Annotated in this window: 14 protein-coding genes and 1 pseudogene; 11 read left to right on the top strand and 4 right to left on the bottom strand. The window is 63.5% G+C overall.

The annotated features are described in order from the left end of the window. The 8 genes and pseudogenes from ACP7BY_RS18490 to ACP7BY_RS18455 form a co-directional block, all read left to right on the top strand. Positions 1 to 118: pseudogene (locus ACP7BY_RS18490) on the top strand (IS3 family transposase); the annotation flags it as partial. Positions 119 to 755: 637 nt separating this feature from the next. Then, a complete protein-coding gene (gene ltrA, locus ACP7BY_RS18485; RefSeq protein WP_033964512.1) occupies positions 756 to 2,270 on the top strand; it encodes a group II intron reverse transcriptase/maturase in 1,515 nt (504 codons plus the stop codon). Continuing rightward, a complete protein-coding gene (locus ACP7BY_RS18480) occupies positions 2,239 to 2,799 on the top strand; it encodes an IS3 family transposase (protein WP_426288257.1) in 561 nt (186 codons plus the stop codon). Before ltrA ends, ACP7BY_RS18480 begins: the two co-directional genes overlap by 32 nt. 105 nt (positions 2,800 to 2,904) lie before the next feature. Further along, complete coding sequence (locus ACP7BY_RS18475; protein WP_126845143.1) at positions 2,905 to 3,366, top strand: hypothetical protein; 462 nt, start codon at positions 2,905 to 2,907, stop codon at positions 3,364 to 3,366. A gap of 345 nt (positions 3,367 to 3,711) precedes the next feature. Continuing rightward, a complete protein-coding gene (locus ACP7BY_RS18470) occupies positions 3,712 to 6,162 on the top strand; it encodes a TonB-dependent receptor (RefSeq protein ID WP_137903051.1) in 2,451 nt (816 codons plus the stop codon). A 293-nt stretch (positions 6,163 to 6,455) separates the two neighbouring features. Continuing rightward, positions 6,456 to 6,593: a hypothetical protein gene (locus tag ACP7BY_RS18465; protein WP_156142989.1), complete on the top strand. Its 138-nt coding sequence runs from the start codon at positions 6,456 to 6,458 to the stop codon at positions 6,591 to 6,593. A gap of 102 nt (positions 6,594 to 6,695) precedes the next feature. Beyond that, positions 6,696 to 7,769, top strand: a complete 1,074-nt coding sequence (locus tag ACP7BY_RS18460; protein WP_137903052.1) for a hypothetical protein — start codon at positions 6,696 to 6,698, stop codon at positions 7,767 to 7,769. Positions 7,770 to 8,061: 292 nt separating this feature from the next. Beyond that, positions 8,062 to 10,320, top strand: a complete 2,259-nt coding sequence (locus tag ACP7BY_RS18455) for a heavy metal translocating P-type ATPase (protein ID WP_249340877.1) — start codon at positions 8,062 to 8,064, stop codon at positions 10,318 to 10,320. A gap of 138 nt (positions 10,321 to 10,458) precedes the next feature. Here ACP7BY_RS18455 and ACP7BY_RS18450 read toward each other — a convergent pair whose 3' ends face one another. After that, positions 10,459 to 12,405 (bottom strand): sialate O-acetylesterase, encoded by a 1,947-nt coding sequence (locus ACP7BY_RS18450; protein ID WP_137903053.1) that lies wholly within the window; start codon positions 12,403 to 12,405, stop codon positions 10,459 to 10,461. 255 nt (positions 12,406 to 12,660) lie between these two features. Here ACP7BY_RS18450 and ACP7BY_RS18445 point away from each other — a divergent pair, with 255 nt between their 5' ends. Beyond that, complete coding sequence (locus ACP7BY_RS18445) at positions 12,661 to 14,232, top strand: alpha-N-arabinofuranosidase (RefSeq protein ID WP_137903054.1); 1,572 nt, start codon at positions 12,661 to 12,663, stop codon at positions 14,230 to 14,232. A 115-nt stretch (positions 14,233 to 14,347) separates the two neighbouring features. Here the strand turns inward: ACP7BY_RS18445 and ACP7BY_RS18440 are convergent, their stop codons facing one another. Genes ACP7BY_RS18440 through ACP7BY_RS18430 form a run of 3 tightly spaced genes read right to left on the bottom strand, consistent with a single transcriptional unit; the run spans position 14,348 to position 21,692 of the window. Next, positions 14,348 to 17,053: a glycoside hydrolase family 3 C-terminal domain-containing protein gene (locus ACP7BY_RS18440; RefSeq protein ID WP_033964507.1), complete on the bottom strand. Its 2,706-nt coding sequence runs from the start codon at positions 17,051 to 17,053 to the stop codon at positions 14,348 to 14,350. A 42-nt stretch (positions 17,054 to 17,095) separates the two neighbouring features. Continuing rightward, the gene (locus ACP7BY_RS18435) at positions 17,096 to 18,637 is read right to left on the bottom strand and encodes a tryptophan halogenase family protein (RefSeq protein WP_033964506.1); all 1,542 of its coding nucleotides are present in this window, start codon (positions 18,635 to 18,637) and stop codon (positions 17,096 to 17,098) included. A gap of 58 nt (positions 18,638 to 18,695) precedes the next feature. Beyond that, positions 18,696 to 21,692, bottom strand: coding sequence for a TonB-dependent receptor (locus ACP7BY_RS18430; protein WP_405053019.1), 2,997 nt, complete (start codon positions 21,690 to 21,692; stop codon positions 18,696 to 18,698). Positions 21,693 to 21,951: 259 nt separating this feature from the next. Between ACP7BY_RS18430 and ACP7BY_RS18425 the strand changes: the two genes are divergently transcribed. Both ACP7BY_RS18425 and ACP7BY_RS18420 read left to right on the top strand, forming a co-directional pair. Beyond that, complete coding sequence (locus ACP7BY_RS18425; RefSeq protein WP_033964504.1) at positions 21,952 to 22,635, top strand: SapC family protein; 684 nt, start codon at positions 21,952 to 21,954, stop codon at positions 22,633 to 22,635. Then, complete coding sequence (locus ACP7BY_RS18420; protein WP_137903055.1) at positions 22,632 to 23,657, top strand: cupin-like domain-containing protein; 1,026 nt, start codon at positions 22,632 to 22,634, stop codon at positions 23,655 to 23,657. Before ACP7BY_RS18425 ends, ACP7BY_RS18420 begins: the two co-directional genes overlap by 4 nt. Positions 23,658 to 23,725 lie beyond the last annotated feature (68 nt).

Raw genomic sequence — 23,725 nt, 5'->3', positions numbered from 1 at the left:
TAGGCGCCGCGGTCTGCCCAAGGATCATGGCGAACGCTCGGTCATCGCGGGCAACGTGCTCGATCGGCAGTTCAGCGCCGACGCGCCGAACCAGAAGTGGGTGGCCGACTTCACCTACAGTGCGCCTCGAGCGCATATGTCTGGAATGCAAAGGAGAAAGGAGGAATCGAACGAATGCCTTGCCCTCTGCTGTGAGGGGGCATGAGCCCAAGCGGCGGTGACCTGCCGTCAACTGGCAGGGTGACGTAGCCCGCAGGTAAAGGGGATTGAGGCGAAGCCGTTACGTCAAGATGGTCCCCGAGGCTGTAGCGCTGGAAGGTTGAGGAACACGAACCGGTTAATCCGCATCCGAGGGCTAAAATGTCGCCTTCGCCTACACGGCTTAACAGGCGGAATGTTGATGGTGGCGCCGGAGACGTATGTCGGCGGCACCCGAGTGCGGTCGTACATGTAGCTCGCCCGCATGGAGTCATGGAGAGAACGCAGCCAGGCCATGGCATCGGCATCGACTTGCAGGACGCAAGGACAAGGACTGCGACCGGCAGCCTCCCCAGCGCGTGAAAGTCCAGCATATGAACGAGGGAAGGCATGATGGAATGCCAAGGGAGTTGACCCTGATGTCCACCATGCTGACGGAGTCCTCGTAGTAGTCCGCGACCGGGAAATCCGGCCACATGGCGAAGGGGGGCAGTTCAATCTGCTTGAAGTGCAAACTACCTGACCAAATGAGGTGAAGACCTTTGATAATCAGCGAAATGCAGCACAAGCTCGCGACATGGGCCGAGAGCGATCCAACCCGCCGGTTTGATCGCCTTCTCCGGCTCATTGCCGATCAGGCGTGGCTTGCCGAGGCCGCCCGGGTCGTATTGGCGTCAAGCGGCGCCCATACGCCGGGCATCGACGGAATGGATAAGCAGCGGATGCGGACAGGCCTTACGCAACATTTGGCCAGCCTGCGTACGGACCTGCTGGACGGGACTTACTGCCCGCAGCCGGTCAGGCGAATTTATATCCCGAAAGCCAATGGCAAGAAACGCCCATTGGGTATCCCGACCCTGAAAGACCGCATCGTCCAGCGCGCGATGCTGATGGCCATGGAGCCGATCTGGGAGAGCGATTTCCATCGCCTCTCCTACGGCTTCAGGCCGGAGCGCAGCGTGCATCACGCTGTTCGGACCGTGAAGATACAGTTGCAGGATACTGGTGCCGGGACGCGGGGCCGCTGGATCATCGAAGGTGATCTGGCGAGCTACTTCGACACGGTCCACCACCGGCTTCTGCTTCGTTGCGTCCGGCGGCGTATCCGGGACGACCGGTTTGTTGATCTGCTCTGGCGGTTCCTGAAGGCAGGCCACATTGATCGTGGCCTGTTCGTGGCCTCAAGCGAAGGTGTTCCGCAAGGCGGCGTTCTGTCGCCACTCCTGTCCAACATCATGCTCCATGAGTTTGATGCGTGGCTGGAGGCGAAATATCTGAGCGACAAGGCCCGGAAGGACCGCTGGGCATGGAACTTCGGTATCCAGCAGGAGCGCCCCATTACGGTTCGTGAGAACCGGCAATGGAAACCTGCTGTCGCCTACTGCCGATATGCCGATGATTTTGTCGTCATCGTCAAGGGCACCAAGGCACATGCCGAGGCCATCCGCGAGGAATGCCGGACCTTTCTGGAGGACGGCCTGAAGCTGACGTTGAATATGGACAAGAGCCATATCACCCACGTTGACGACGGGTTCGTGTTCCTCGGGCACCGGATCATTCGCAGGCGGGGATCAAGCGGACGCATGTCCGTGGTCTCAACGATACCCAAGGAGAAAGCCAAGACCTTCGCTCACCGCTTGATCGAGGCGCTCTCCGGCAATCATGATGTTGCCACGGTGGACATGATCGACAGCCTGAACCGCCAACTGGCGGGATGGGCTGCGTTCTACAAGTTCACCGACTTCACGGCGCGCACATTCCGGCGCATCGACACCGTCGTATTCTGGAAAATGGCGCACTGGTTGGCGCAAAAGTACCGCTCTCGCATCAAACCGTTGATGCGCAAATGGTACCGCGCCCCGGGCATCGGCCAATCGAAAACTTGGCTGCTGTACGGGCGAAGCAATCAGGGCAATGCCGTGGGTAAGGCGCTGCGGCGACTGGTCACAAGCCAGAAGTTGCAGTTCCGGTGGCGGAACCCGGAGCGAAATCCCTACATCTTCCGGGACGAACTCCGAAACACTGTCACCTCCCATTATCATGATGTCGCCATGGCCATGGGCCAAGGCTGAATGGAGAGCCGTATGCGCTGAAAGGTGCACGTACGGTTCGGGGAGGGGAAGCGCTGATGCGCTTCCTACTCCACTCTGGACCGCCGAAGGATGGCTGTACGCGGCCGCAGTGATCGATCTGTTCTCGCGGCGGGTGGTCGGCTGGTCGATGAGCGACACGATGACGGCGCAGCTCGTCACCGATGCGCTGGTCATGGCGATCTGGCGGCGCGGCAAGCCCGATGCGCTGCTGCATCACTCCGACCAGGGCAGCCAATATACCAGCGAGCAGTTCCAGCGACTGATGGCCGACAATGGCGTCACCTGCTCGATGAGCCGGTCCGGCAACGTCTGGGACAACGCGGCGATGGAGAGCTTCTTCTCCTCGCTGAAGACCGAACGGATCGCGCGCAAAACCTACCGCACGCGCAATCAGGCAAGGCAGGACGTGTTCGATTACATCGAACGCTTCTACAATCCCACGCGCAGGCACTCGACCTTGGGCTATCTCAGCCCCATGGACTTCGAGAAGCAGGCTCATGTAGCCTAACTTGGTGTCCATGGGACCGGCAGCAGCTCAACGAGCGTCAATCGAAATGGGGAGGAATTCCCCGAAAAAAGATGTGTAAACCATCTATTCGAGAGAGGATGAACCATGAAAAAGCTTGCAGTACTTTGCGCTGCCGCCGCAATGACGTTGGCCGGACCGGCGTTCGCGCAGTCGTTTTCCCCATCGGGTGCTACCGTCACGGCGACGGGCGCGACCAGCTTGACCGCGCCTGGTTTCCCGACCCTCAATTGTGCAGCGACCTTTCGCGGTACCGTCAATAGCGACGGAACGGCGACGATCACCAGCGCCAGCTTTGTCGGCGGGCCGCTCGGTGCTTGTGCGCTAGTGCGGTTGACCACGCCGTTCACGCTCGTTCCAACGTCGACGACTTCGGTCAACGTCAATGGCCTCGAAGTGACCGCGCCGGTATCGTGCGGTCCCGCCAATGTCAGCGCGACCTGGGCCAATGGAACGCCGTCGCACTTCGATATTCCGACGGCCACGATCAGCCCTGGCGGCTGCACGGTCACCGCGCACCTGACCGTGTCGGGCATCACGATCATCTGACCGACGACGATCGGGGGGATCGTTCGTCCTCCCGGTTCCGTCGAAGTGTGATCCCGTTCCTCGTCGATCCCGGTGTGCCGGTGCATCGGGATCGACACGGGGGTGGTACCGCATTCCGGTGTAAAATGAGGGGGGCGGATCAACCGGCGGGGATTGCCCCAGGATGATGTGTGCGTGTCGGATTTGAAGGTAACCCACCCAGCCACTCCGCGAAAAGGTCTGGCCGGTTCCTCCGGTTGCGCGCTTTGGGCAGTCGGCGCGATCTTAGGCGGATGCTCTGCGGCAGCGGCGGCGCAAGTCTCAACGCCGACTGCCAGCCCTGTAGCGGGGCCACTGCCGGCCCCGGTGAACGCGGCGGACCGGGCTCCTCGGACGGACGATAGAGACGACATCATCGTTACGGCGCGGCGCGGTGACGCGGTTGTACCACCGGAAACCGAGCTGGGCGCGGACGACATCGCAGCATATGGCGCGGATACGATCGCGGAGTTGCTAGGCGTCATTGCCCCATTGATCGATGGAAGCGGCAGGGCACCTGTGCTGCTGGTCAATGGAAAACGGATCGGCGCGGCAGCGGGCGTCACCGGATTCCCGCCCGAGGCGCTCGCGCGGCTGGCGATTTTGCCGCCGGGGGCGGCGTCACGATATGGCTATCCGGCCGATCAGCGCGTGGTCAATCTGGTCTTGAAGCCGAAATTCGCCAGCTGGGACGGCTCCACCGGCGTGACGCTTGCAACGGCGGGTGGGCGCGACAGCGAAAACGGTTCGGTGAGCCGCGTCGTGATCGACGGGGCGACCTACTGGAACGCGCAGCTTCAGCTGTCCCGCGACAGCGCCCTTCGCAAGAGTGCCCGACCTTTAACCTCGCCTGCGGCTTTGGTTGATCTGGCGGCGCATTTCGCCGCGCCGGATGGAGGAGAAATCGATCCGGCGTTAAGTCGGATCGTCGGCCGCACTGTTGCCGTCGTCGACATTCCCGCGATGGCGTCGGGGCACTCGCCCAACCTGGCAGCGCTTGCGGCCGCCGCCGCTTCCAATGTGCGGTATGACAATCCCGACGATGTTGATGCGTTGCTTCCCGGCGGTCGGACACTGGGGATCAATCTGGGGGTTACCCGTCCGCTCGGCGGGTTTTCCTTATCCTTGAACACAAATTTCGCGGTCATCGGCAGTATTCAGCAGCTTGGATATCCCGCCCAGGCGCTTCACCTGCCAGCGGGCAGCCCGTGGTCGCCGTTCGCGCGCGATGTCCTGCTGATACCGGCTTTGTCGGGCGTCATATCTACCGCGCGCCAGGATACCGCCACGTTCGGCGTATCGAGCACGCTTGCAGGCTCTGTCGCGGGCTGGAATGTGAACCTGGTCGCAAACTACACCCAAAGCTGGAGCGACAGCCGCTTCGATCGAAGCGGAGATCTTACCGCTGTGCAAGCGCGCATCGATGCACATGATTCAACCTTCAATCCCTATGTCGCGCTGCCGCGCGCGACGCTTATCACCACGGACCGGGTGCAGTCGCAAACGCGCGGTCTTGACGTAAAAGTGATCGTGGACAAAGCGGTGGCGACGCTCCCGGCCGGACCGCTGACGGTGAACCTCGCGACCGGGGGCAGCCACGTTGCGGTGGGCAGCGATGCCCGCGACACCGCGAATGCGTCGCTGCCCGGCCTGCGTCGTACGGAAATTAACGCCCAGGCCGGTTTCACCGTGCCGCTGACCCGGCGGCGCGAAGGTCCCGGTGCCGTATTGGGTGAGCTGTCGGCCACGGTCACGGCTGGGATGGCTGGCATCCTCGGCAGTACGGTGCAACGCCAGCTCGACAACGCGCTCAGCTGGTCGCCCGCCGCCACGGTCCAGGTGTTTGGCGACTATAGTATCGCAGAGGACGCGCCAGACGTAGCCCAGCTAAATGCTCCGCAAACTCGGACGGTGGTTCGCCTCTATGACCCTGTTCGGCAGGAGGTCGCCGCGCCGATCTGGCTCAGCGGCGGCAATCCAAATTTGCGCCGCGGGTCGAGGACGAATTTTGTCCTGAAAGGGGCGTGGCGACCCCTGGGCGGGCAGGGACTGACGATCAATCTAGGCTATCAACGGCAAATCGCGCGTGGCGGCGCGACGGGCTTTCCGCAGTTGACGCCGGCTGTCGAGGCGGCGTTCCCGGATAGGGTCATGCGAAACGGAGCCGGGCAGCTGATCGAGATCGATGCGCGCCCGATCGCGATCGAGCAGGACGATAAGGCACAATTGACCGCAGGATTTACGCTGCTCTGGAACCTCGGGCGCGCGGTCGCCCCCGCCCAGGAGCGGCAAATACGCGCAGGAAACTGGCGGTTTTCGGTGGCACTCATCCATCATTGGCAATTGGAAAGTCGGTTGACGATCCGTGCGGACCTTCCCGCCCTGGATCGGCTTGGGGGGGATGGCGGACAGCCGCGCCATTTGCTGTCGGCGCAGGCGGTGGCGGGTAAGCGTGGTATGGGAGTGACGCTAAACGGTCGCTGGCAAAGCGGCGTCCGTATCCGCAATTTGGCCATTGCCGCTGGGAGGGGCGACAATGCGTATGCTGCGCTGGCCCAGCTCGATCTGGATCTGTTTCTCGAGCCAGCGACGCTTTTCGGCGCGCGTTTCGACCGGGGTTGGGCAGCAAACACACGGCTTTCGATCAACGTCCAAAACATGTTCGATCGGTTCCAACGCGTAACGCTCGCCGACGGAACCGTGCCAGCCGGTTACGATCGCTACCAACTCAACCCGCTTGGCCGAACCGTGCAAGTAACGTTCCGGAAGCATTTGTGAGGAGGCGCTTGCCGACCCGCAGACCTGGCCCTGCGTTCGGGGATGTGACCTCCCGCCCGTCGGTGGCGCGCGGCGTTGGGGATGTTCTCCAGGAGCGGTCTCGAGGCTGGTAGCATCAATGAAAGGCTTTGCGACAATTACGCCCAGAGCAAGATCGGATCGACTTTAAGAGTTTATTGATGCTGTTGACAAAAATACTCTCGCGGAAAAGAATAGATCGCTGTAAAAATCGTAAAACCCTTGGGGGCATTTGTCGCGCACGCCAGTGACGCAGGACTGGAAGGATTGGTATCATGCCGCGTTTGTCGGGAATGGTCCACATCACGTCGATCGAGGACCTGCATGGCGACATGGCCGGTGCCAGCCAAGATGCGATGATCTCGGTTCTTGGTCGTCGGAGAATACCGCTGACCTGCCAGCGCAGCCAATAGACAGGGTCGGCGACACAAAGCACGAGTCCGGCTTCTGGACGCTGTCACGATAGGCGAGAGGCGGACTGGCACGGGCAGAGCAAGGAAAGGGGGACGGGGCGCATGAGGCTTTTGGATCCATCGACATGGTTTGCTGCGGCGAAACCGGTGCCGCCAGTACAACCGCCCACCGAGGTGAGGGTTCATGAATGGAAGCAGGCCGAGATCCTCTGGCGAATCCGCAAGGCGGACACGGCTTCGCCGGCGGACCCCATCATCGCAGCAGAGCTGGACAAGATCTTCTACGATAGCAGCGGGAATCTCAACGAGGCCGACTGGTCCCGGATCAACGAGGCGGAAAGTCTGCTCGGCGCTGTCCTCACCGATGTCCAACTGAGATCGCAATACTCGATCCTGCTGACATTGGCGGCCACGCGAGCGCTTCCCTCGCTCAGTACCTATCCAAACCGGTCCGCATTCGGATTGCTCGGTCTGGATGACAAGCGGGATATCTACGGTGCGCTTCTGTACGAGCTGCAGTCCGGCTTCATCGGCGGGCGTTTCATCCGCCGACTGCGAGCCGAGGCCGCATCCACCTTGCTGCGCTACGGCATTATCATTGCCGCGATCACGATTCTGGTTCCCTTTCTATGGCTCTTCTTCACGTGGCTCAGCCTACCGAAGAAAGCTCTTTTGGAAGGAGGCGCGGTGATCAACGAGACCATCTTCGTGCTGCTGGCGGTCGCGTGCGCCGGCGCGCTTGGCGCATTCTTTAGCCGTGCCATGAAATTTCAGACAGACAGCGCCGCGCTGACCTTCGACACGGTCATTCAGACTTACGTTTCCCGCATGCTTTGTCTCCGCCTGCTCTGCGGAATGACCGGGGCGATTTTCTTCTACTTCTTCATCTGCGGAAAATTTGTCGGCGGAAACCTCTTCCCGGCTCTGAGCTCCGGCATGGTGACAGAGCAGACGATCTGGACGTTGCACTTGGCCGGCCCCGTTACCAAGGGCCTCGCCAAGGTTAAGCCCGAAGATCTTCGTGCGGCGTCCGAACTGTCGCCAACGGTGGAGTTTGCCAAACTTCTGGTCTGGTCGTTTTTGGCGGGCTTCTCCGAACGGCTCGTTCCGGACACCTTGGCGAGCCTTGAAAAGAAATCGGCCGACGCATTGCAGGCTCCCGGTGCGAAGCCGTAACCGAAGGCATCGAACGGCCTTCTCGACGCGACGTATGCCTGCAGCCAAGACGGCTGATTTCTGCTCGCCATAATGATCTGCGAGATAATCAACGAACAGGCGCGTGCGCGCAGGCACGTTCGGGCCGCCTAAGAACGTCCTTGCGGCGATATTCTGCGACCCTACTTTCTACGGTGCGGTCGCCGAACGGAGCGCGCCGTTAGCGCTCGCGGGAAGGAGCAATATGGCGGATCACCCGGACCACATGGTCCACGCCTCCGATACACGAAGCGCCAAAGATCCGGTCTGCGGGATGTCCGTCGATCCGGATACGGTGCCGCATCACGCCGATCATGCAGGGCGGCGGTATGCGTTCTGTTCGGCGGGCTGTCGCACGAAATTCGTGGATGACCCGGGGAAATATCTCTCGTCCGATGCCCCCCCGGCGGTATCGCCATCGCTTGTCTCAATGTGGACGTGCCCGATGCACCCGCAAATCCATCGGGATGGGCCAGGCACCTGCCCGATCTGCGGCATGGCGCTCGAGCCCGAACAGCCTTCGCTGGACGACGTAGCGAACCCCGAGCTTATAGATTTCACACGGCGCACATGGGTGGCAGGTGTCCTCAGCGTGCCGTTGCTGGCGATATCGATGCTCGCCGAGATGCTGGGCCTGCACTTCGTGCCGCCGGCCTGGTCGCCCTGGATCCAGCTCGGGCTGACCGCACCGATCGTGTTGTGGGCGGGCTGGCCGTTCTTTGTGCGGGCCTGGACGTCGGTGGTAACGCGTCATCTCAACATGTTCACCCTCGTCGCGCTCGGGGTGGGGGCGGCGTTCTTCTACAGCTTGGTGGTGACCGTCGCGCCGGGCATCGTCCCTGCGACCTCTCGCATGCACGGGGCGGTGCCGGTCTATTATGAAGCGGCGGGCGTCGTCGTCACGCTCGTGTTGCTGGGGCAGGTGCTCGAATTGCGCGCGCGCGCGGCGACGGGGCGGGCAATCCGCGCGCTGCTCAATCTGGCCCCCAAGACGGCGCGGCGGATCGCCGCCGACGGAACGGAAGAGGACGTCGACCTCGCGCTGGTCAAAGCCGGCGATCGATTGCGCGTTCGACCGGGAGAAGCGGTGCCGGTGGACGGGGTGGTGGTCGATGGACGGTCCTCCGTCGATGAATCGATGCTGACCGGTGAGCCTGCTTCCGTGCTGAAAGCCGATGGGGCGGTTGTAACCGGCGGCACCGTCAACGGCACCGGATCGCTCGTCATCGAAACGCGGGCGGTGGGATCGGACACGGTCCTCGCGCGGATCGTGAAGATGGTGGCCGAGGCGCAGCGCAGCCGTGCGCCGATCCAGGCGGTCGCGGATCGCGTATCTGGCTGGTTCGTTCCGCTGGTGGTGGCGATCGCGGTCGCGACCTTCGTGGTATGGAACCTGACCGGGCCGGAGCCGCGCTTCGGCCAAGCGCTGCTCAACGCGATCGCGGTGCTGATCATCGCCTGTCCTTGCGCGCTGGGGCTGGCGACGCCGATGTCGATCATGGTCGGCACCGGGCGCGGGGCGGCCGCTGGCGTGCTGATCAAGGATGCCGAGGCGCTGCAACGCATGGAACGCGTCGACACGCTGGTAATCGACAAGACCGGCACGTTGACCGAGGGGCGTCCAATCCTGACCGCGGTGGAGACCGCCGGGGGTTTCGAGCGCACGACGGTGCTCTCGGCGGCGGCGGCGGTCGAGGCCCGGTCCGAGCATCCGCTGGCGCGGGCCGTGGTGTCCGCCGCCAAGCACGAGAGACTCTCGATCGAACCCGTCGACGCGTTCGATTCTCAGACCGGGCGCGGCGTGAGCGGCAGCGTGGCCAGCCGTAGTGTGCTCGTCGGCAACGCGGAACAAATGACCCTGGCGGGTGCCGACACCGCCCCACTCGCCGATGCGGCGGATCGCTATCGCAGCGAAGGGGCCGGGGTCATGTTCGTTGCGATTGACGGGCAACTTGCGGGGCTGCTGGTGGTCGCGGATCCGATCAAGCGATCCGCGCGCGCTGCGGTCGCCGCGCTACGCGCCGAGGGGTTGAGGATCGTGATGCTCACGGGCGATGTCGCTGCTACCGCGAACGCAGTGGCCGTCGCGATCGGCGGAATCGATGAGGTTCATGCCGGGCTGAAACCCGCGGACAAAGCGCGCATCGTCGGCGAGCTGAGGGCAAAGGGCGCGATCGTGGCGATGGCGGGCGACGGCATCAACGACGCCCCCGCCCTGGCTGCGGCCGATGTCGGCGTGGCGATGGGCACCGGCACCGACGTAGCGATCGAGAGCGCCGGTATGACGCTGACCAAGGGCGATCTGGCCGCGATGGTCCGGGCGCGGCGGCTGGCAAAGGCGACGATGCGCAACATTCGGCAAAACTTGCTGTTCTCGTTCCTGTTCAACGGCATCGGCGTACCGGTCGCGGCGGGCGTGCTCTACCCGGTCGCGGGCATCCTGTTGTCGCCGATGCTGGCTGGCGCGGCGATGGCACTGTCGTCCTTCACCGTCGTGACCAACGCGCTGCGATTGAATGCCGTGCGGCTGTAGCTCGGGATGGCGGCAGCGTGGCGCGACACCTGCTCGCCTTGAAAAAGGGGCGGTACGGCTTGCTCATTGTCGGCGGGGGGCTGCGATCTCCCCGCGATGCGACGATCGTTCGGGCTACCGTACCCGGTCAACGCCCGATCAAGGAATGCGCAGCTCGAACGGCCCGGCCGGGAGTTGGGCGTCGTCGACCACATTGACGACCGGAAAATCCGCCCAGGCATAGCGCACGCGCGTAACCGGGCGATTGTCCGCGAAGAGCGTGGCATGGTTCCCCGTAACGGTCGCGCGGGCGTAGCGACAGGAGCCGACCTCGGGCCCGCACAGCTCGAATCCGATGGCCTGGTTCGTGCTGCGCGTGTGCAACGCACCGGTCACGCCTGCGAACGTCACGGTCACGTTGCCAGCCGTGTCCTGTGTGGCTTCTAAGGGCTGCGGCCCCGATGCCGACATCGTCTGTCCATAGACGAGTGCGCCCATCGCTCGAGCCAATCTTTGCCCGACTTCGTGCTTCTCGCCCGGATGGATGTCGAGGGGATCGCCAAGGTCGAGCGTTACCGCGACCGCCGCATGACCGTCGTCTTGGGCCACTTTGCGCTGGTCGTCGCGGACTCGCGCCCAGCCGCTTTCGCCAGGCGCGATCGACGGCGTGCCGAAACCGGCGAGCGAAACGATTGCGAACGGCAAGTGCGGTTGCGCCACTTGACGCCGCCATTCGGACATCATCGCCTTCAGCCGGTCGGCATAGCCGGGAATGTCCGTGTCGGATTCGCCTTGATACCAGGCCACGCCCGCCAGCGCGGTTTGGCCGAGCGGCGCAATCATCGCATTGTAGATCGTTCCGGCACCGGTGATCTCGTCCCATGGCACGCGCGGCGAGGTGCCGAGGACGCGTTTGGCGATCGCATAACGCCAGCCATCGGCAATCGGCACAATGCTGCCGTCGGCGAAGGTCAGTTTCATGGCGTCCGCCGGGCCGGGCATGCCCCCCGTCGCATAGGCGTTTTCCACGTTGACGGTGATAACGTTGCGGCCGGCGACGAACGTACCGGCGGGGACGGAATACATACGCGCGTCCCAGCCGCCGCGCCCGCCGACAGGTTTTCCGTTGATCCAGGTGCGGTCGGCATCGTCGATCGCGCCGATGGCGATGGTGGCCATCTGGCGTGCCTGTTCGGGCGTCAGCGTTATGGTCTTCTGATACCACAGCATGCCGAGATAGGTCTGCAGTGCTGGCACGCCCCAGTCTTCGTAAAAGGCGATCTTTGGTACGGGCTGCCAGTCGAGCGCCGCGTCGGGCTGCCACGGTTCGTGACCACGCGTGTCGCCGGTCTTGTCGCGCCACCAACTTTCCCAGGCGGCGCTCGCCGTGCGCTCGGCGGCGGCAGGATCCCGGGCGTAGAGTGCGAGCAGGTCGGCTTGCGCGCCACGGCCCGCGGCGCGCTGTGCGTCTTCGCCCATCCATGCGGCGATTTGCGATCCACCCCAACTCGAATGGATCGCGCCGATCGGCACCTTGGCGACCTTGCGCAATGCCTGCACCATGTAGAAGCAAGCCGCCGAAAAGCTGCCGGTCGTCTTTGCGTCGGCGGCGCTCCAGCTGGGCTGTTGCGCAAAACGGTCACGCGCGGTCGTCGATGTTCGCTTGGCCACGGTCACGAGGCGGAGCTGATCGTCGGCACCCCCCATGATCGCGCCCATCGCATTCTGTGCGCGCTCGACGGGGAGCTCCATGTTGCTTTGGCCCGAACACAGATAGACATCGCCGATCAGCACATCGTGCAGCGCCGTCGTGCCGCTTGGTGCCATTACGAGCACGTCATACGGGCCGCCGGCGGGCAAGGGCGGCAGCGTGACGCGAAAACGACCGTCGCGGGCCGCGCGGGCTTGGGCCGATTGTCCGGCCAGCACGACGGTAACGGGCTCTCCCGCGATCGCTTCGCCGGTCACCACGATCGGCTGGTTACGCTGGACGACGCTATGGTCGGACAGCAGTCCGCCCACGGTAGGCGCGGCACAGGCGGGACCGACGAGGGTCCCCAAGGCCAGCGCGAACGCGCTCGTCCCCACAGCAAAGGTGCGAAGCATGAAATACCCTCTCCTTCGAACCGCCTGACGATTGCGCGTTCCGCGCCGTTGACGCACTGGCTCTCTGCTTATACTCAGACAATATAACGGAAAGCGCAAGGGCTCGGTAGCGCTCTTTGCGGGTGTGAGGGGGGAATGTTGCATATGATCTGCATGTCCCGCGCGGCATCGGGCCGCGCCGAAACTCTCGCCTTTCCGGATCCGCGTCGTGCTCCGACCGACTTCCCCCACGCTCTGCGTCAAAGGACTATTGCCATGATCCGTCGCGCCCATCTTTTGCTCGGCCTTGCCCTTGTCGCCACGGTGCCTGGCGCGGGCTTTGCCCAGGAAAATGTCGACCCCGCCAATACCGCGACCGCCACGCTTCACGGCGATCAACCGGGACCGGTGATGAACCGGCAAGTGTTCGGCCAGTTCGCCGAGCATCTCGGCCACGGCATCTATGGCGGGATCTGGGTCGGTGAGAGGTCGTCGATTCCCAACGATCACGGTTATCGCCGCGACGTGCTGGAGGCGCTGCGCGCGATCAAGGTGCCGGTGGTACGCTGGCCCGGCGGCTGCTTTGCCGACGAATATCACTGGCGTGACGGGGTTGGTCCGCGCGGCAAGCGTCCGGTCAAGATCAACACCAACTGGGGGGGCGTCAACGAAGACAATGCCTTCGGCACGATCGAATATATGGGCTTTGTCGAGCGGTTGGGGGCGGAGGCCTATGTCTCCGCCAATGTCGGCAGCGCGCCACCGAGCGAAACCGCGCAATGGGTCGAGTATATGACCTCGCCGAACGGATCGACGCTGGCCAAGGAACGCGCGGCGGACGGTCATGCGGCACCGTTCAAGGTCCCCTATATCGGCATCGGCAATGAGCTGTGGGGCTGCGGTGGCAATATGCGCGCCGAATATGCTGCGGACCTGACCAATCGCTACGCCCTTTTTGCCAAGTCGGGCACCGGCAAGATGCTCAAGATCGCCAGCGGTCCAAGCGACGCGAATTATGAGTGGACCGACACGCTGATGCGGCTGTCGGGCAAGAACATCGATGGTCTTTCGCTGCATTACTATACGCGCCCGCGCGATCAGGAATGGAAGGACAAGGGCGCGGCCCTCGGCTTTCCCGAAAGCGAATGGGCCAGCACGATGGCGCACTCGCTGCAGATGGACGAGTTCGTCACCAAGCATTCGGCGATCATGGACAAATACGATCCGGCCAAGAAGGTGTGGCTGGTGGTCGACGAATGGGGCACCTGGTACGATCCCGCTCCCGGCAGCAACCCGGGCTTCCTCGTGCAGCAGAACAGTGTGCGCGACGCGGTCGTCGCGGGGCTCAACCTCAACATCTTCGCGCATCATGCCGACCGCGTGAAGATGGCGGCGATCGCGCAGATGGTGAACGTGCTGCAGGCGATGCTGCTCACCGACGGCGCGAAGATGGTCAAGACGCCGACCTATTGGGTATTCGATCTGTACAAGCCCTGGCAGGATGCGACCGTGTTGCCGATCGACGTGAAGTCGCCCTGGTATCACAAGGATGCGACGGCACTTCCCGCGATCAGTGCGTCGGCGGTGCGTGACACAGCCGGGCAAGTGCATGTCGCGTTGGTCAATCTCGATCCCAACCGCGCGATCCCGCTGTCGATTGCGCTGGCCGGGGTCACGGCTGGCAGCGTTTCGGGGCGGATCGTCACCGGCGCGACGATGGACGCGCATAACAGCTTTGAGCAGCCCGATGTGGTGAAGCCGGTCGCCTTCACCGGCGCGCATGTGAGCGGTGGCACGCTCAGCACGACGCTGCCGCCTATGTCGGTCGTGGTGCTCGATTTGCAGTGAGGCCGCGAGGGCGGTCCTGCGCTGCGGGTGCGGACCGCCTTTGGAGCTCGGGGTTTCTTTGAAAATAGCCCGGCTTCCTCCCCTCCCTTTCAGGGAGGGAGAAGTCGCCTATTCGTCAGAGCGGCAGCCGGACCGCGCGGCTGGTGGTGAAGCTGGCGGTGCTGGTCGGCACGCCGGTGTCGGGCTGGCCCGATCCCACGCTGACGCGGTATTGGCCGGCCATCACTTGGCGCGTTCCGTCGATCGCCACTGCGCTCAAGTCGCGGGGCGACAGGTCGAAGCTGATGACGCGATGCTCGCCCGGCTTGAGCGTGACACGCTGATAGCCGCGCAGTGCCACGCGCGGGGTGCCGGGTTGATCGGGGAAGTTGAGGTAGAGCTGCACCACCTCGTCGCCCGCGCGCTCACCGGCGTTGCTGACCTCGGTCGTCACGCGCAGCCCGCTCTCGGCACCGCCGCTGGCGGGTGTCACCGTCAGCGGCGTGTAGGCGAAGCGCGTGAAGCTCAGGCCGTAGCCAAACGGGTAAACGGGCGTGCCGGTGAAATAGCGATAGGTGCGCCCCGCCATCGCATAATCGTCGAACGGCGGCAGGTCGGCAACGCTGCGGTAGAAGGTCAGCGGCAGGCGACCGGCGGGATTGGTCTTGCCGGTCAGCACGTTGGCGACGGCAAGCCCGCCCGACTGGCCGGGATACCAGGCCTCGACGATCGCGGCGGCATTGTCCTTGGCCCAGGCAAGGTTGATCGGGCTGCCGTTCATCGCGACCACGATCAGCGGCTTGCCGGTCGCCTTCGCGCGTTCCAGCATCGCTTGCTGCTCGGCGGGCAGGTCGAGCGAGGTCTTGTCGCCGCCCTTGAAGCCCGGAATGTCGGTGCCGGTTTCCTCGGCCTCCATGTCGGACGTCAGCCCGACCACCGCGACGAGCACGTCGGCCTTGGCAGCGGCGGCGGCGAGATCGGGCTCGGGCTGGGGCGAGATCCGCTTCCACACCAGATCGGTATTTCCGAAGCCGCGCGCGGTCGAGACCAGCCGCAAGCGATAGCGCTGGCCCTTTTGCAGCGTCACCGTCTTGAGCGTCGGCAGCGGGCTGTGATGCTCGCCGCCGACATCAAGGAAGGTGTGCCCGTCAATTTCCAGCAGCCCGCTGCCGCCAAGGCCAAGGCGGTAGCTGCCTGTCTCGGGCGCGACCAGAAACCCGGTCCATTCGGTGCGGTGATAATCGTTCACCCTGGGCAGATCGAAGGCGCGCGCGGCAACATCGACCTCGCGCCGCGTCACGATCGGGCGGTCCTGATAGGTGAGCGCGGCAAGGATGGTGTGGTCGGTCCCTGGCTTGAAGGGGAGGCTGGGCGGGGTGACCGGGTTGAAATAGCGTGCGAGCAGCCCGGGCTTGCCGTCTGGCCCAATCAGCGCCGACGGCGGCACGCGATCGCCATCGGTGATCGATTCCCCGAACGGCACCAGCGTCACCGCGCTTGCTCCGGCGGCTTGGCGCAGACCGTCGACCACCGATACGGGCGGCGCGGATTGCGTAGAGGAATAATTGCCGCGCAGCACGCGCGTCGCATCGCCGAGGGGCCCAAGCACGGCGATCCGCGCGCCGGGACGCAGCGGCAGCACGCCGTCATTCTTGAGCAGCACCAGGCTCTTTTCGGCCGCTTCCAGCGCGAGCGCAATATGATCGGGGGTGAGGATGGCGCTTACCGGAACCACCGCCGGTGCGCCCGCGACGCCTGGCAAATCGCCATTGCGGAGGCGCGCGGAGAACAGCCGGACCAAGGTGCGATCGATATCGCCTTGCGAAATCAGATTGCGCTTCAACGCCTCGCCGAACCGGTCGGGCAGGCCGCCGATATCGCCGATCGTCTGGGTGTTGCATTCATTGTCGACGCCCGCCTTCATCGCTGCAGCGACGGCGGTCGCCTGGTCGGGGGCATATTTGTGATTGTCGGCAATGTCTTTCACCGCGTCACAATCCGACACGACATAGCCGGTAAAGCCCCAGGCACCGCGCAGGTGATCCTTAAGCAGCAGATCGTTCGCGCAAGCGGGCTGGCCGTCGATGCGGTTGTAGGCGCACATGATCGAACCGGCGCGCCCCTCGACGATCGCCGCGCGGAACGCGGGGAGATAGGTATCCTCCAGATCGTGCGGCGAGACATAGACGTTGGCGGCGTGGCGGGTCGATTCGGGGCCACTATGGACCGCGAAATGCTTGGGCGTGGAGATGACCTGCGGCAGATCCGGGTTGGGCCCCTGCATGCCTGTTACGAAGGCAACGCCCATGCGTGCGGCGAGATAGGGATCCTCGCCATAGGTCTCCTGGCCCCGGCCCCAGCGCGGATCGCGGAAGATGTTGATGTTGGGCGACCACGTATCGAGCCCGGTGCCGATCCGGCCCAGCTTGCCGGTCTGCCGCCCTTGGGTGTGGAGCGCGCGCACCTCGGTGCTGATCGCGCCCGCGACCTGATGCACCAGTGGGGCATCGAAGCTCGCCGCTAGGCCGATCGGCTCGGGGAAGTTGGTGGTCGGAATCGGCCCGAGCGCGCCGTGGAGCGATTCCGTCCACCAGTTATACGCCGGAATCTTCAGCCGTGGGATGGCGGGTGCGACGTTGAGCAGCTGCGGCAGCTTCTCCTCGGTCGTCATTTGCGCAACCAGTGTTGCCGCAAGGCGGTCCGCCTCGGCGCGCGCCACGCCGGGCTGCGGCGGCAAGCGGGTTGGCGATGCGGGCACGTCCTGCGCTTGCGACGCAATGGTTGCGACGCTGGCGCTCACCAGCAGGAGCGCGCGCGATGCGAAAGAAAGGGTCGATGCCATAATGTACCTCAAATCCGGGGGAGGGAAGGAGTCGTCGGAGGATCAGATCGTCGGTAACCCATGCTCGACGATCTTGCGGATCAGATCGCGGTGCCGCGGCAAGCCCGCGCGCAGACGCTCGGTCTGGGTCGCGGCTTCGCGCCGTGCCTGCGCCGCGAGCCGGGTTTCGCCCGCGATCGCGTCGCGCGACACTTCGGTGTGGAAGTTCATGCCATAGAGCACATATTGATAGCTTGCCGCGGGGAAGACTTCCTCGACACGGTCAAATTCGTCGTGGAACCATGGCGGCTGGTATTTCCACAGGGTCAGCAGATCGCGTAGCCGGTCCGGGACCGTTTCGGGCCGGACATTGTCGCGCCAGAAATCGCTGTCGGTGCGCTTGGTCAGCACATAATGCAGCTTCAGGAAATCGATGATCCGGCCCCAGCGGTACAGCGTCGTCGCGTTGAAGCGCGCGGCGAGGATGTCCATCACTTCGCGGCACACCGGCATCTGTTCGGCCACCAGCTTGGCGGAGAGTTCGATCAGCACGATCGCCGATGCTTCGAGCGGTTCGAGGAAACCGGCGGCCAGGCCGATCGCCACGCAATTGTTCTTCCAGAAGGTTTCGCGGTGCCCGGCCCGGATCGCCAGTTTGCGCACCGCCAGATCGCGGCCGCGCGGGCCGAGATAGGCTCGCAATTCCTGCTCGGCGGCATCGTCGGAAATGTGGCTGCTCGAATAGACATGTCCGACGCCGCGCCGCGTCGGCAGGCCGATGTCCCAGATCCAGCCTGACGATTGCGCGGTCGAAATCGTGTGCGAGGCGATTGGTCCGTCCGGATCCTCATGCGGGATTTGCACCGCCAGCGCCGTGTCGCAAAACAAGGTGTCGCTGCAACTCTTGAACGGCACGCCGAGCGTCTTGCCGATCAGCAGCGCCGCAAAGCCAGTGCAGTCGATGAACAGATCGCCCGCGATCTCGCCTGCCTGTTCGGTGACGACGGTGAGGATGTCGCCATTTTCGGCCTGCGTCGCATGCTGGACGTCGGCGAGTATGTGGCGAACGCCGAGCGTTTCGCAGCAGTGCCGCTGGAGGAAGCCCGCGAATTTCCCGGCATCGAGATGATAGGCGTAGTTGGCGAGCGCCTCATATTCGGGGGTGGCGATCGTCTTGGGGGCAAGCCCGTCATCGCACAGCCGCCCTTGCGGCGAGACCATGTCGCAGAAGCTTTGGCCATGGCCGTCGGCCAGCCAATGCGTCGCAAGATTAACCCGCGAGAAACTCTGCGGCAGCATCAGCGGATGATAATAGCCTTCATCGGGCTCGCCGGTTGTCCAGCGGGCGAAGCGCGCGCCTTGTTTGAACGATGCGTTGCATTCGCGGAAGAAATCGCTTTCCGACACACCGATTTTGGAAAGCGTCGTGCGCAGCGTCGGCCAGGTGCCCTCGCCAACCCCGATGATCGGCGTTCCGGGGGATTCGATCAGCGTTACCGAAAAGCCTTCCGACATCCGGCCGCGATGCCGCGCGGCGATGATGCCGGCCGTCAGCCACCCAGCCGTCCCGCCGCCGACGATGACGATGTTTTTGACGCTCTGCATCGCTCCCGACTACCAAAAATGAGGGGGTGCCGATACGGCACCCCCGAGGTGGCAGAGACTAGAAGCGGAAGCGCGCGCCAGCCAGATAGCGCCGACCATAATCGAACACATCGAGCAACTGGTTGTCGAAGCGGCCGTGGGTGCTTTGCTGGTTGTTGTTGACGTTCTGCACTTCGCCAAACACGCTGAAGTGTTTGTTGATGTCATAGCTCGACGACAGATCGAGCTGGAGGCTCGAATTGACGAAGGTCGGCTCGGCCCCGAATTGTCCGGTATTCTGGTTCTGGCCAAACTGGAGCAGATATTTGTCGCGCCAGTTGAGCGCCGCCCGGAACTGGAAGCCGTGCTTGTCGTAGAAGCCGACGAAGTTCGCCGAGTTGGCCAGGCCGGTCACGGCAAAACCGGTCTGCGAGATGTTGGTTGGGTCATACGGCTTGTTGGTATCGACAAAGGTGGCGTTGGCGGTGAAGCCGAAGCCAGATTCGCCGAACACCTGTTGCCATGCAACCTCGACCCCGCGCACCGTCGCGTCAGGCCCGTTGACCTGTTGCGTGACCGCAAAGTTGGCGGGCTGCCCGGTGGTCGGATCGATCACGCCGTTAATGGCCTGCCGCGTCACACCGCCAACGATGAAGTTGCTGACGTTCTTCACGAAGAAATCGACCGAAACGTAGGAGTTGCGCTTGTAATACCATTCGGCCGCGACGTCGAAATTGTCCGACAGATACGGCTTGAGGTTGGGGTTGCCGCCGCTTGCCGTCAGCGCGTTGACGCGCTGGCCGCTGCCGACGTTGAGCACCGGCGACAGCAGGTTGAGCGCCGGGCGCGTCAGCGTGCGCGACGCATCGAAGCGCAATTGCAGCCGGTCGGTGACTTCGAGCCGGGCGTCGAGCGTCGGCAGGAGGAACGAATAGCTGCTCTTGCTCGAAACCGCCTGAACCGGGGTATAGCTCGACACTGTCAGCAGCGTCGGATCGGCGCTGCTGGTGCTGAGCACCAACGGCAGGCGGCCCTGGCCGACCGATGTCAGATGGGTGTTCTCGTTCCGCACGCCCGCGTTGAAGTGGAACGGCATATTGCCGATGTCGGTGGTGAAATTGACGCTCATGTAGAGCGACCAGGTCTTTTCCCGAATATCCTGGATGCTGCCGGGATCGACCGCCTCGTCAAAGGTTCCGGTAAAGCCGGTAACGCCCGAATAGTTATAGCCGGGGATGTTTTTCGTCTGAGGATTGCCGAGGCTGGTCAGATAATTCTGATAGGCGATCGGGTTGAACATGATCAACGACGGCGGCAACGAGCCCTTGAAGCCGGGGATGAAGTTGTTGGTCGAGATCGTGCCCTGATACAGGCTGCTTGGCAGCGGCGCGATGCCACCACCCTGCGCGGAAGGCGTGCCGTAGCCGGCATAGGCCTGCCAGAAGTTGTTGGTGAAGGTGCTCTGGTTGCTGAGCTGGAAGCGGTCCTCGATATACTGTCCGCCAGCCTTGATGGTCAGATTGTCCTGATGCCAGGTCGCATTAAAGCGCGCCTGCTTCAGGGTATCGGTGTTGCGCTGGGTTTGGTTCACGGTGACATGCGAACCGATCAGCGCGGGATTGGCGAAATCCGCAGCGGTACCGTTGGGCCCAAAAGCCGTCAGCACCGGAATGGCGTTGCTGCTGTTGCCGAGAATTTGCAGCCCGGTCGTCGTGCCGAGCGCACCGCCATAGCCGATATCGCCGTTCTGGCTGCCGATATTGCCGTCCGGATTACGCCAGCTCTGCGCGTAGTTGAGATCGCCCTCGAGCGTGAGGTGCTCGTTCGCGTCCCATTTGACGTTGCCGCCGATCGCATTGGTCTGCAGCACTTCGGTGTTGATTGCCGAGGTGAAGTCGGTCGGCGAGCCGGTCTGCGTGAAATTGATGGCCTGCCCGTTCTTGTCGAGCTCGACGTTGCGCAGCGCGCCCTGGTTGAACCACACGCCGAAACCGTAAATGTCGGTGACGACCTTCTGCCGCGAGAAATTGTCGTCGATCGTGACCATCACATCGTCCGACGGATGCCATTGCAGCGCGATGCGCCCGTCATAGCGTTCGTCCTTGGTACGATCCTGCTCGTAAACATATTGCTGGGGGAACCAGCCGACCACCGTCTGGCGGTTGCGTGCGTCGGCATAGGCGGCGCTCTTGGAGTCGCTGGTTGGCGAGCAACTGGTCGCAGTGGTGCCCTTCAGCTGGCACGGCGCGTAATAGCCGCCCTCCCAGCCATTGACGCCGACGCGGTTGGTGTTGGTATCGCGGCGCGTGTAGATGAAGTCGGCGAGCACGCCGAGCGTGCCATTGGCGAAGGTGTCGCTAAGCAGCACGCCGCCGGTCGGAACGATCTTGCCCGAGCGATCCTGCACCGAGCCTGCAATGCTGGTCGCCAGGCGGAGGCCCGGATGATCGAACGGCTTGGGGAATTCGACATTGACGGTCGCGCCGATCGAGCTTGAGGTCAGCGCCACGTCGGGCGTCTTGAGGACGCTCAGGCGACCGATGAAATCGGAACCGACGGTGGAGAAATCGATCTGGCGGCCACCGGTCGCGGTCGAGATGCGGCGACCGTCGTACAGCGTGGTGTTGAAGTCGCCGCCAAAGCCGCGAACCGTGATGCCGGTTGCTTCGCCGCGGGCACCGGAGCGCTGGATCGACACGCCGGGCAAGCGCTGGAGCGAGGCTGCGACGTTCGAGTCGGGAAATTTGCCGATGTCTTCGGACGAGATGGCGTCGACAACGCCTGTCGCCGAACGCTTGATGTCCAGGTTGCGCTGGAGCGATCCGCGCAGACCCGTGACGATGATGTCCTGCCCGATGTCGTCGGGGGTAGAAGGTTTGCCGGTGTCGGCGGTAGCAGCCCCATCCTGCGGCGTTACGGCCTGCGCGGTATGGATAGTCTGCGCGTCGCTGGTTTGTGCGGCGGCCGGATCTGCCAAAGCAAGCGCGAGCAAGCTCGGAGCGCCAATCAGAATAAATTTGCGCCTGCGTGAGCCCGATGCTGCGCTATTCCGGCGTGCGGTGAAGTACGTCACAATCCCCTCCCTCTTAAACTATCATTATTATTCAGACGTCTGCCCCAGGCCGTGGGCCCTGGGACAAGCTTCTCGCGCCCCAGTCGGTATCGTCCGACCTATTGCGCTGGGAGCATTGTTATCGCTACCAGAGACGCTGCGCAATGGTATTTGTCGGTGTAATGCGAAAAAACGATCAAGGCTCTTGGCCGGAGCGTGGTGCGCCGCTTATGCCAGCAGGACGACCGTGAGCAGCGGCGCGATAGCTTAGGAGAGGACGCCGATGGCGACGCTGGAGGTCTTAAATACCGATAATCACGCGGCGCTGCGGCTTGGTCCGCCGCTGTCCGCCGACCGGCACTTCGTGCAGATCGTGGTCGAAGAGTTCGAGTCGGTCGCTGCCCGATTTCCGATCCTTTTTACCAAACATCCTGAAACCGGGGCATTTTATGCAGGAGCACTGCTGGGCCTGAAGCCGGGCGAAAACATTTTTTCCGGAACGGGTGATGGCGCGGCGGTCGAAGGGCTCCTCGATCTGGTGCGGCAGGGTTTCTATATTTCCGGCGATCATATCGCGATCGATCCGGCGCAACCCCGCTTTGCGGGAACGGGTGGGCAAAGGGTGTTTGAAGAAGAGGGCCTGCCCGCCGCGGCGCTGCGCCGTGTCCAGAGCGCCTTGAGTCAGTTGCACGCGGGGTTGCCGCGGACCGAGCAGTTCCTCAAGCGTTTGCTCGCGCTCAAACTGGTCGAGCCGATCGACCTGTCATTCAGCTTCGACGATGGCGAACGACTCGTGCTGGAAGGCCTCTACACGATCAGTCGCGATGCCCTGGCCGAGCTCGACGACGTTGCGGTGATCGGACTGTTCCGGCAAGGCGACCTGGCGCTCGCGCAAAGCGTCCTTGGATCACAGCAGCATCTTTCGCGCCTCGCCCGCCTGCGCAACGATCGTCTTGTTGCCGGATGACATCGCTCGACTCGCCCTGCTTGCGAACCGTCGACGGCACGACATTGGATCGCGACCGGTTCCTCCGCGACATTGCCGAGCCGTGCGAACCGGTCGTCTTGCGCGGCGTATGTCGCCAGTGGCCGGCTTATGCCGCGCAAGCGCAATCGCAGGCGGCGCTCGTCGCCTATCTGGCACGATTCGCGGTCGACCGGGCGGCGGAGATGTTTGTCGGCGATCCGGGAACGGGTGGACGATACGATTATGCCGACGGACTGGCCGGGTTTACCTTCTCGCGCGAAAGCGTGCGGTTCGGTGAGGCGCTTGGGCGGATCGCGGACGCAGCACAGTCTCCCTCGCAACCGTCAATCTATGTCGGTTCGCTGCCCACAGATGACTATCTTCCGGGCTTTTCTGCCGAAAATACGCTCTCGATCCTGTCGCCCGACGTCGGGCCGCGGATCTGGCTTGGGACCGCGTCGTCGGTCGCTTGCCACTATGATACGTTCGACAACCTCGCCTGTGTCGTGGCGGGGCGACGGCGTTTCACGCTTTATCCGCCCGATGCGATTGCCGATCTGTATGTCGGGCCGATCGATCACACGCTGGCCGGGCAACCGGTCAGCCTGGCCGCCAGTGCGCCGCCGGAAGACGCACGCTACCCGGCGTTCGCCAACGCCCGGGGACGGGCGATTCCCGTCGATCTGGAACCCGGCGACGCGCTGTATCTGCCGAAGCTGTGGTGGCATTCGGTCGAAGCGACTGCACCCTTCAATGTTCTGGTCAATTATTGGTGGGATGGCTTCGCCAGCGGTCCCGATGCTCCGCATACCGCGATGTTGCTCGCGATGATCGCAATCGCCGAGCGCCCCGCGCCCGAACGCGCGGCGTGGCGAGCGTTTTTTGAACACTATGTTTTTCGCCCCGATGGCCATCCGCTCAGGCACCTGTCGGAACAGCAGCATGGTATCCTGGGGCCGCTGCGTGGCGGCAATTATGGGCGGATCCGGGCGTTGGTGATGCGCTTGCTTCGCGGCGGGTAGGCCCCGGCCTAGAGGAGGCGCTGCAAGGAATTGACGCGGACTTGCTTTAGACGGACAAGACGACACGT

Source organism: Sphingomonas sp. PSPC2-2, assembly GCF_049897725.1.
Lineage (GTDB): Bacteria > Pseudomonadota > Alphaproteobacteria > Sphingomonadales > Sphingomonadaceae > Sphingomonas.
The sequence above is the reverse complement of the archived record's forward strand: the minus strand, read 5'-3'. Positions and strand labels throughout refer to the sequence as shown.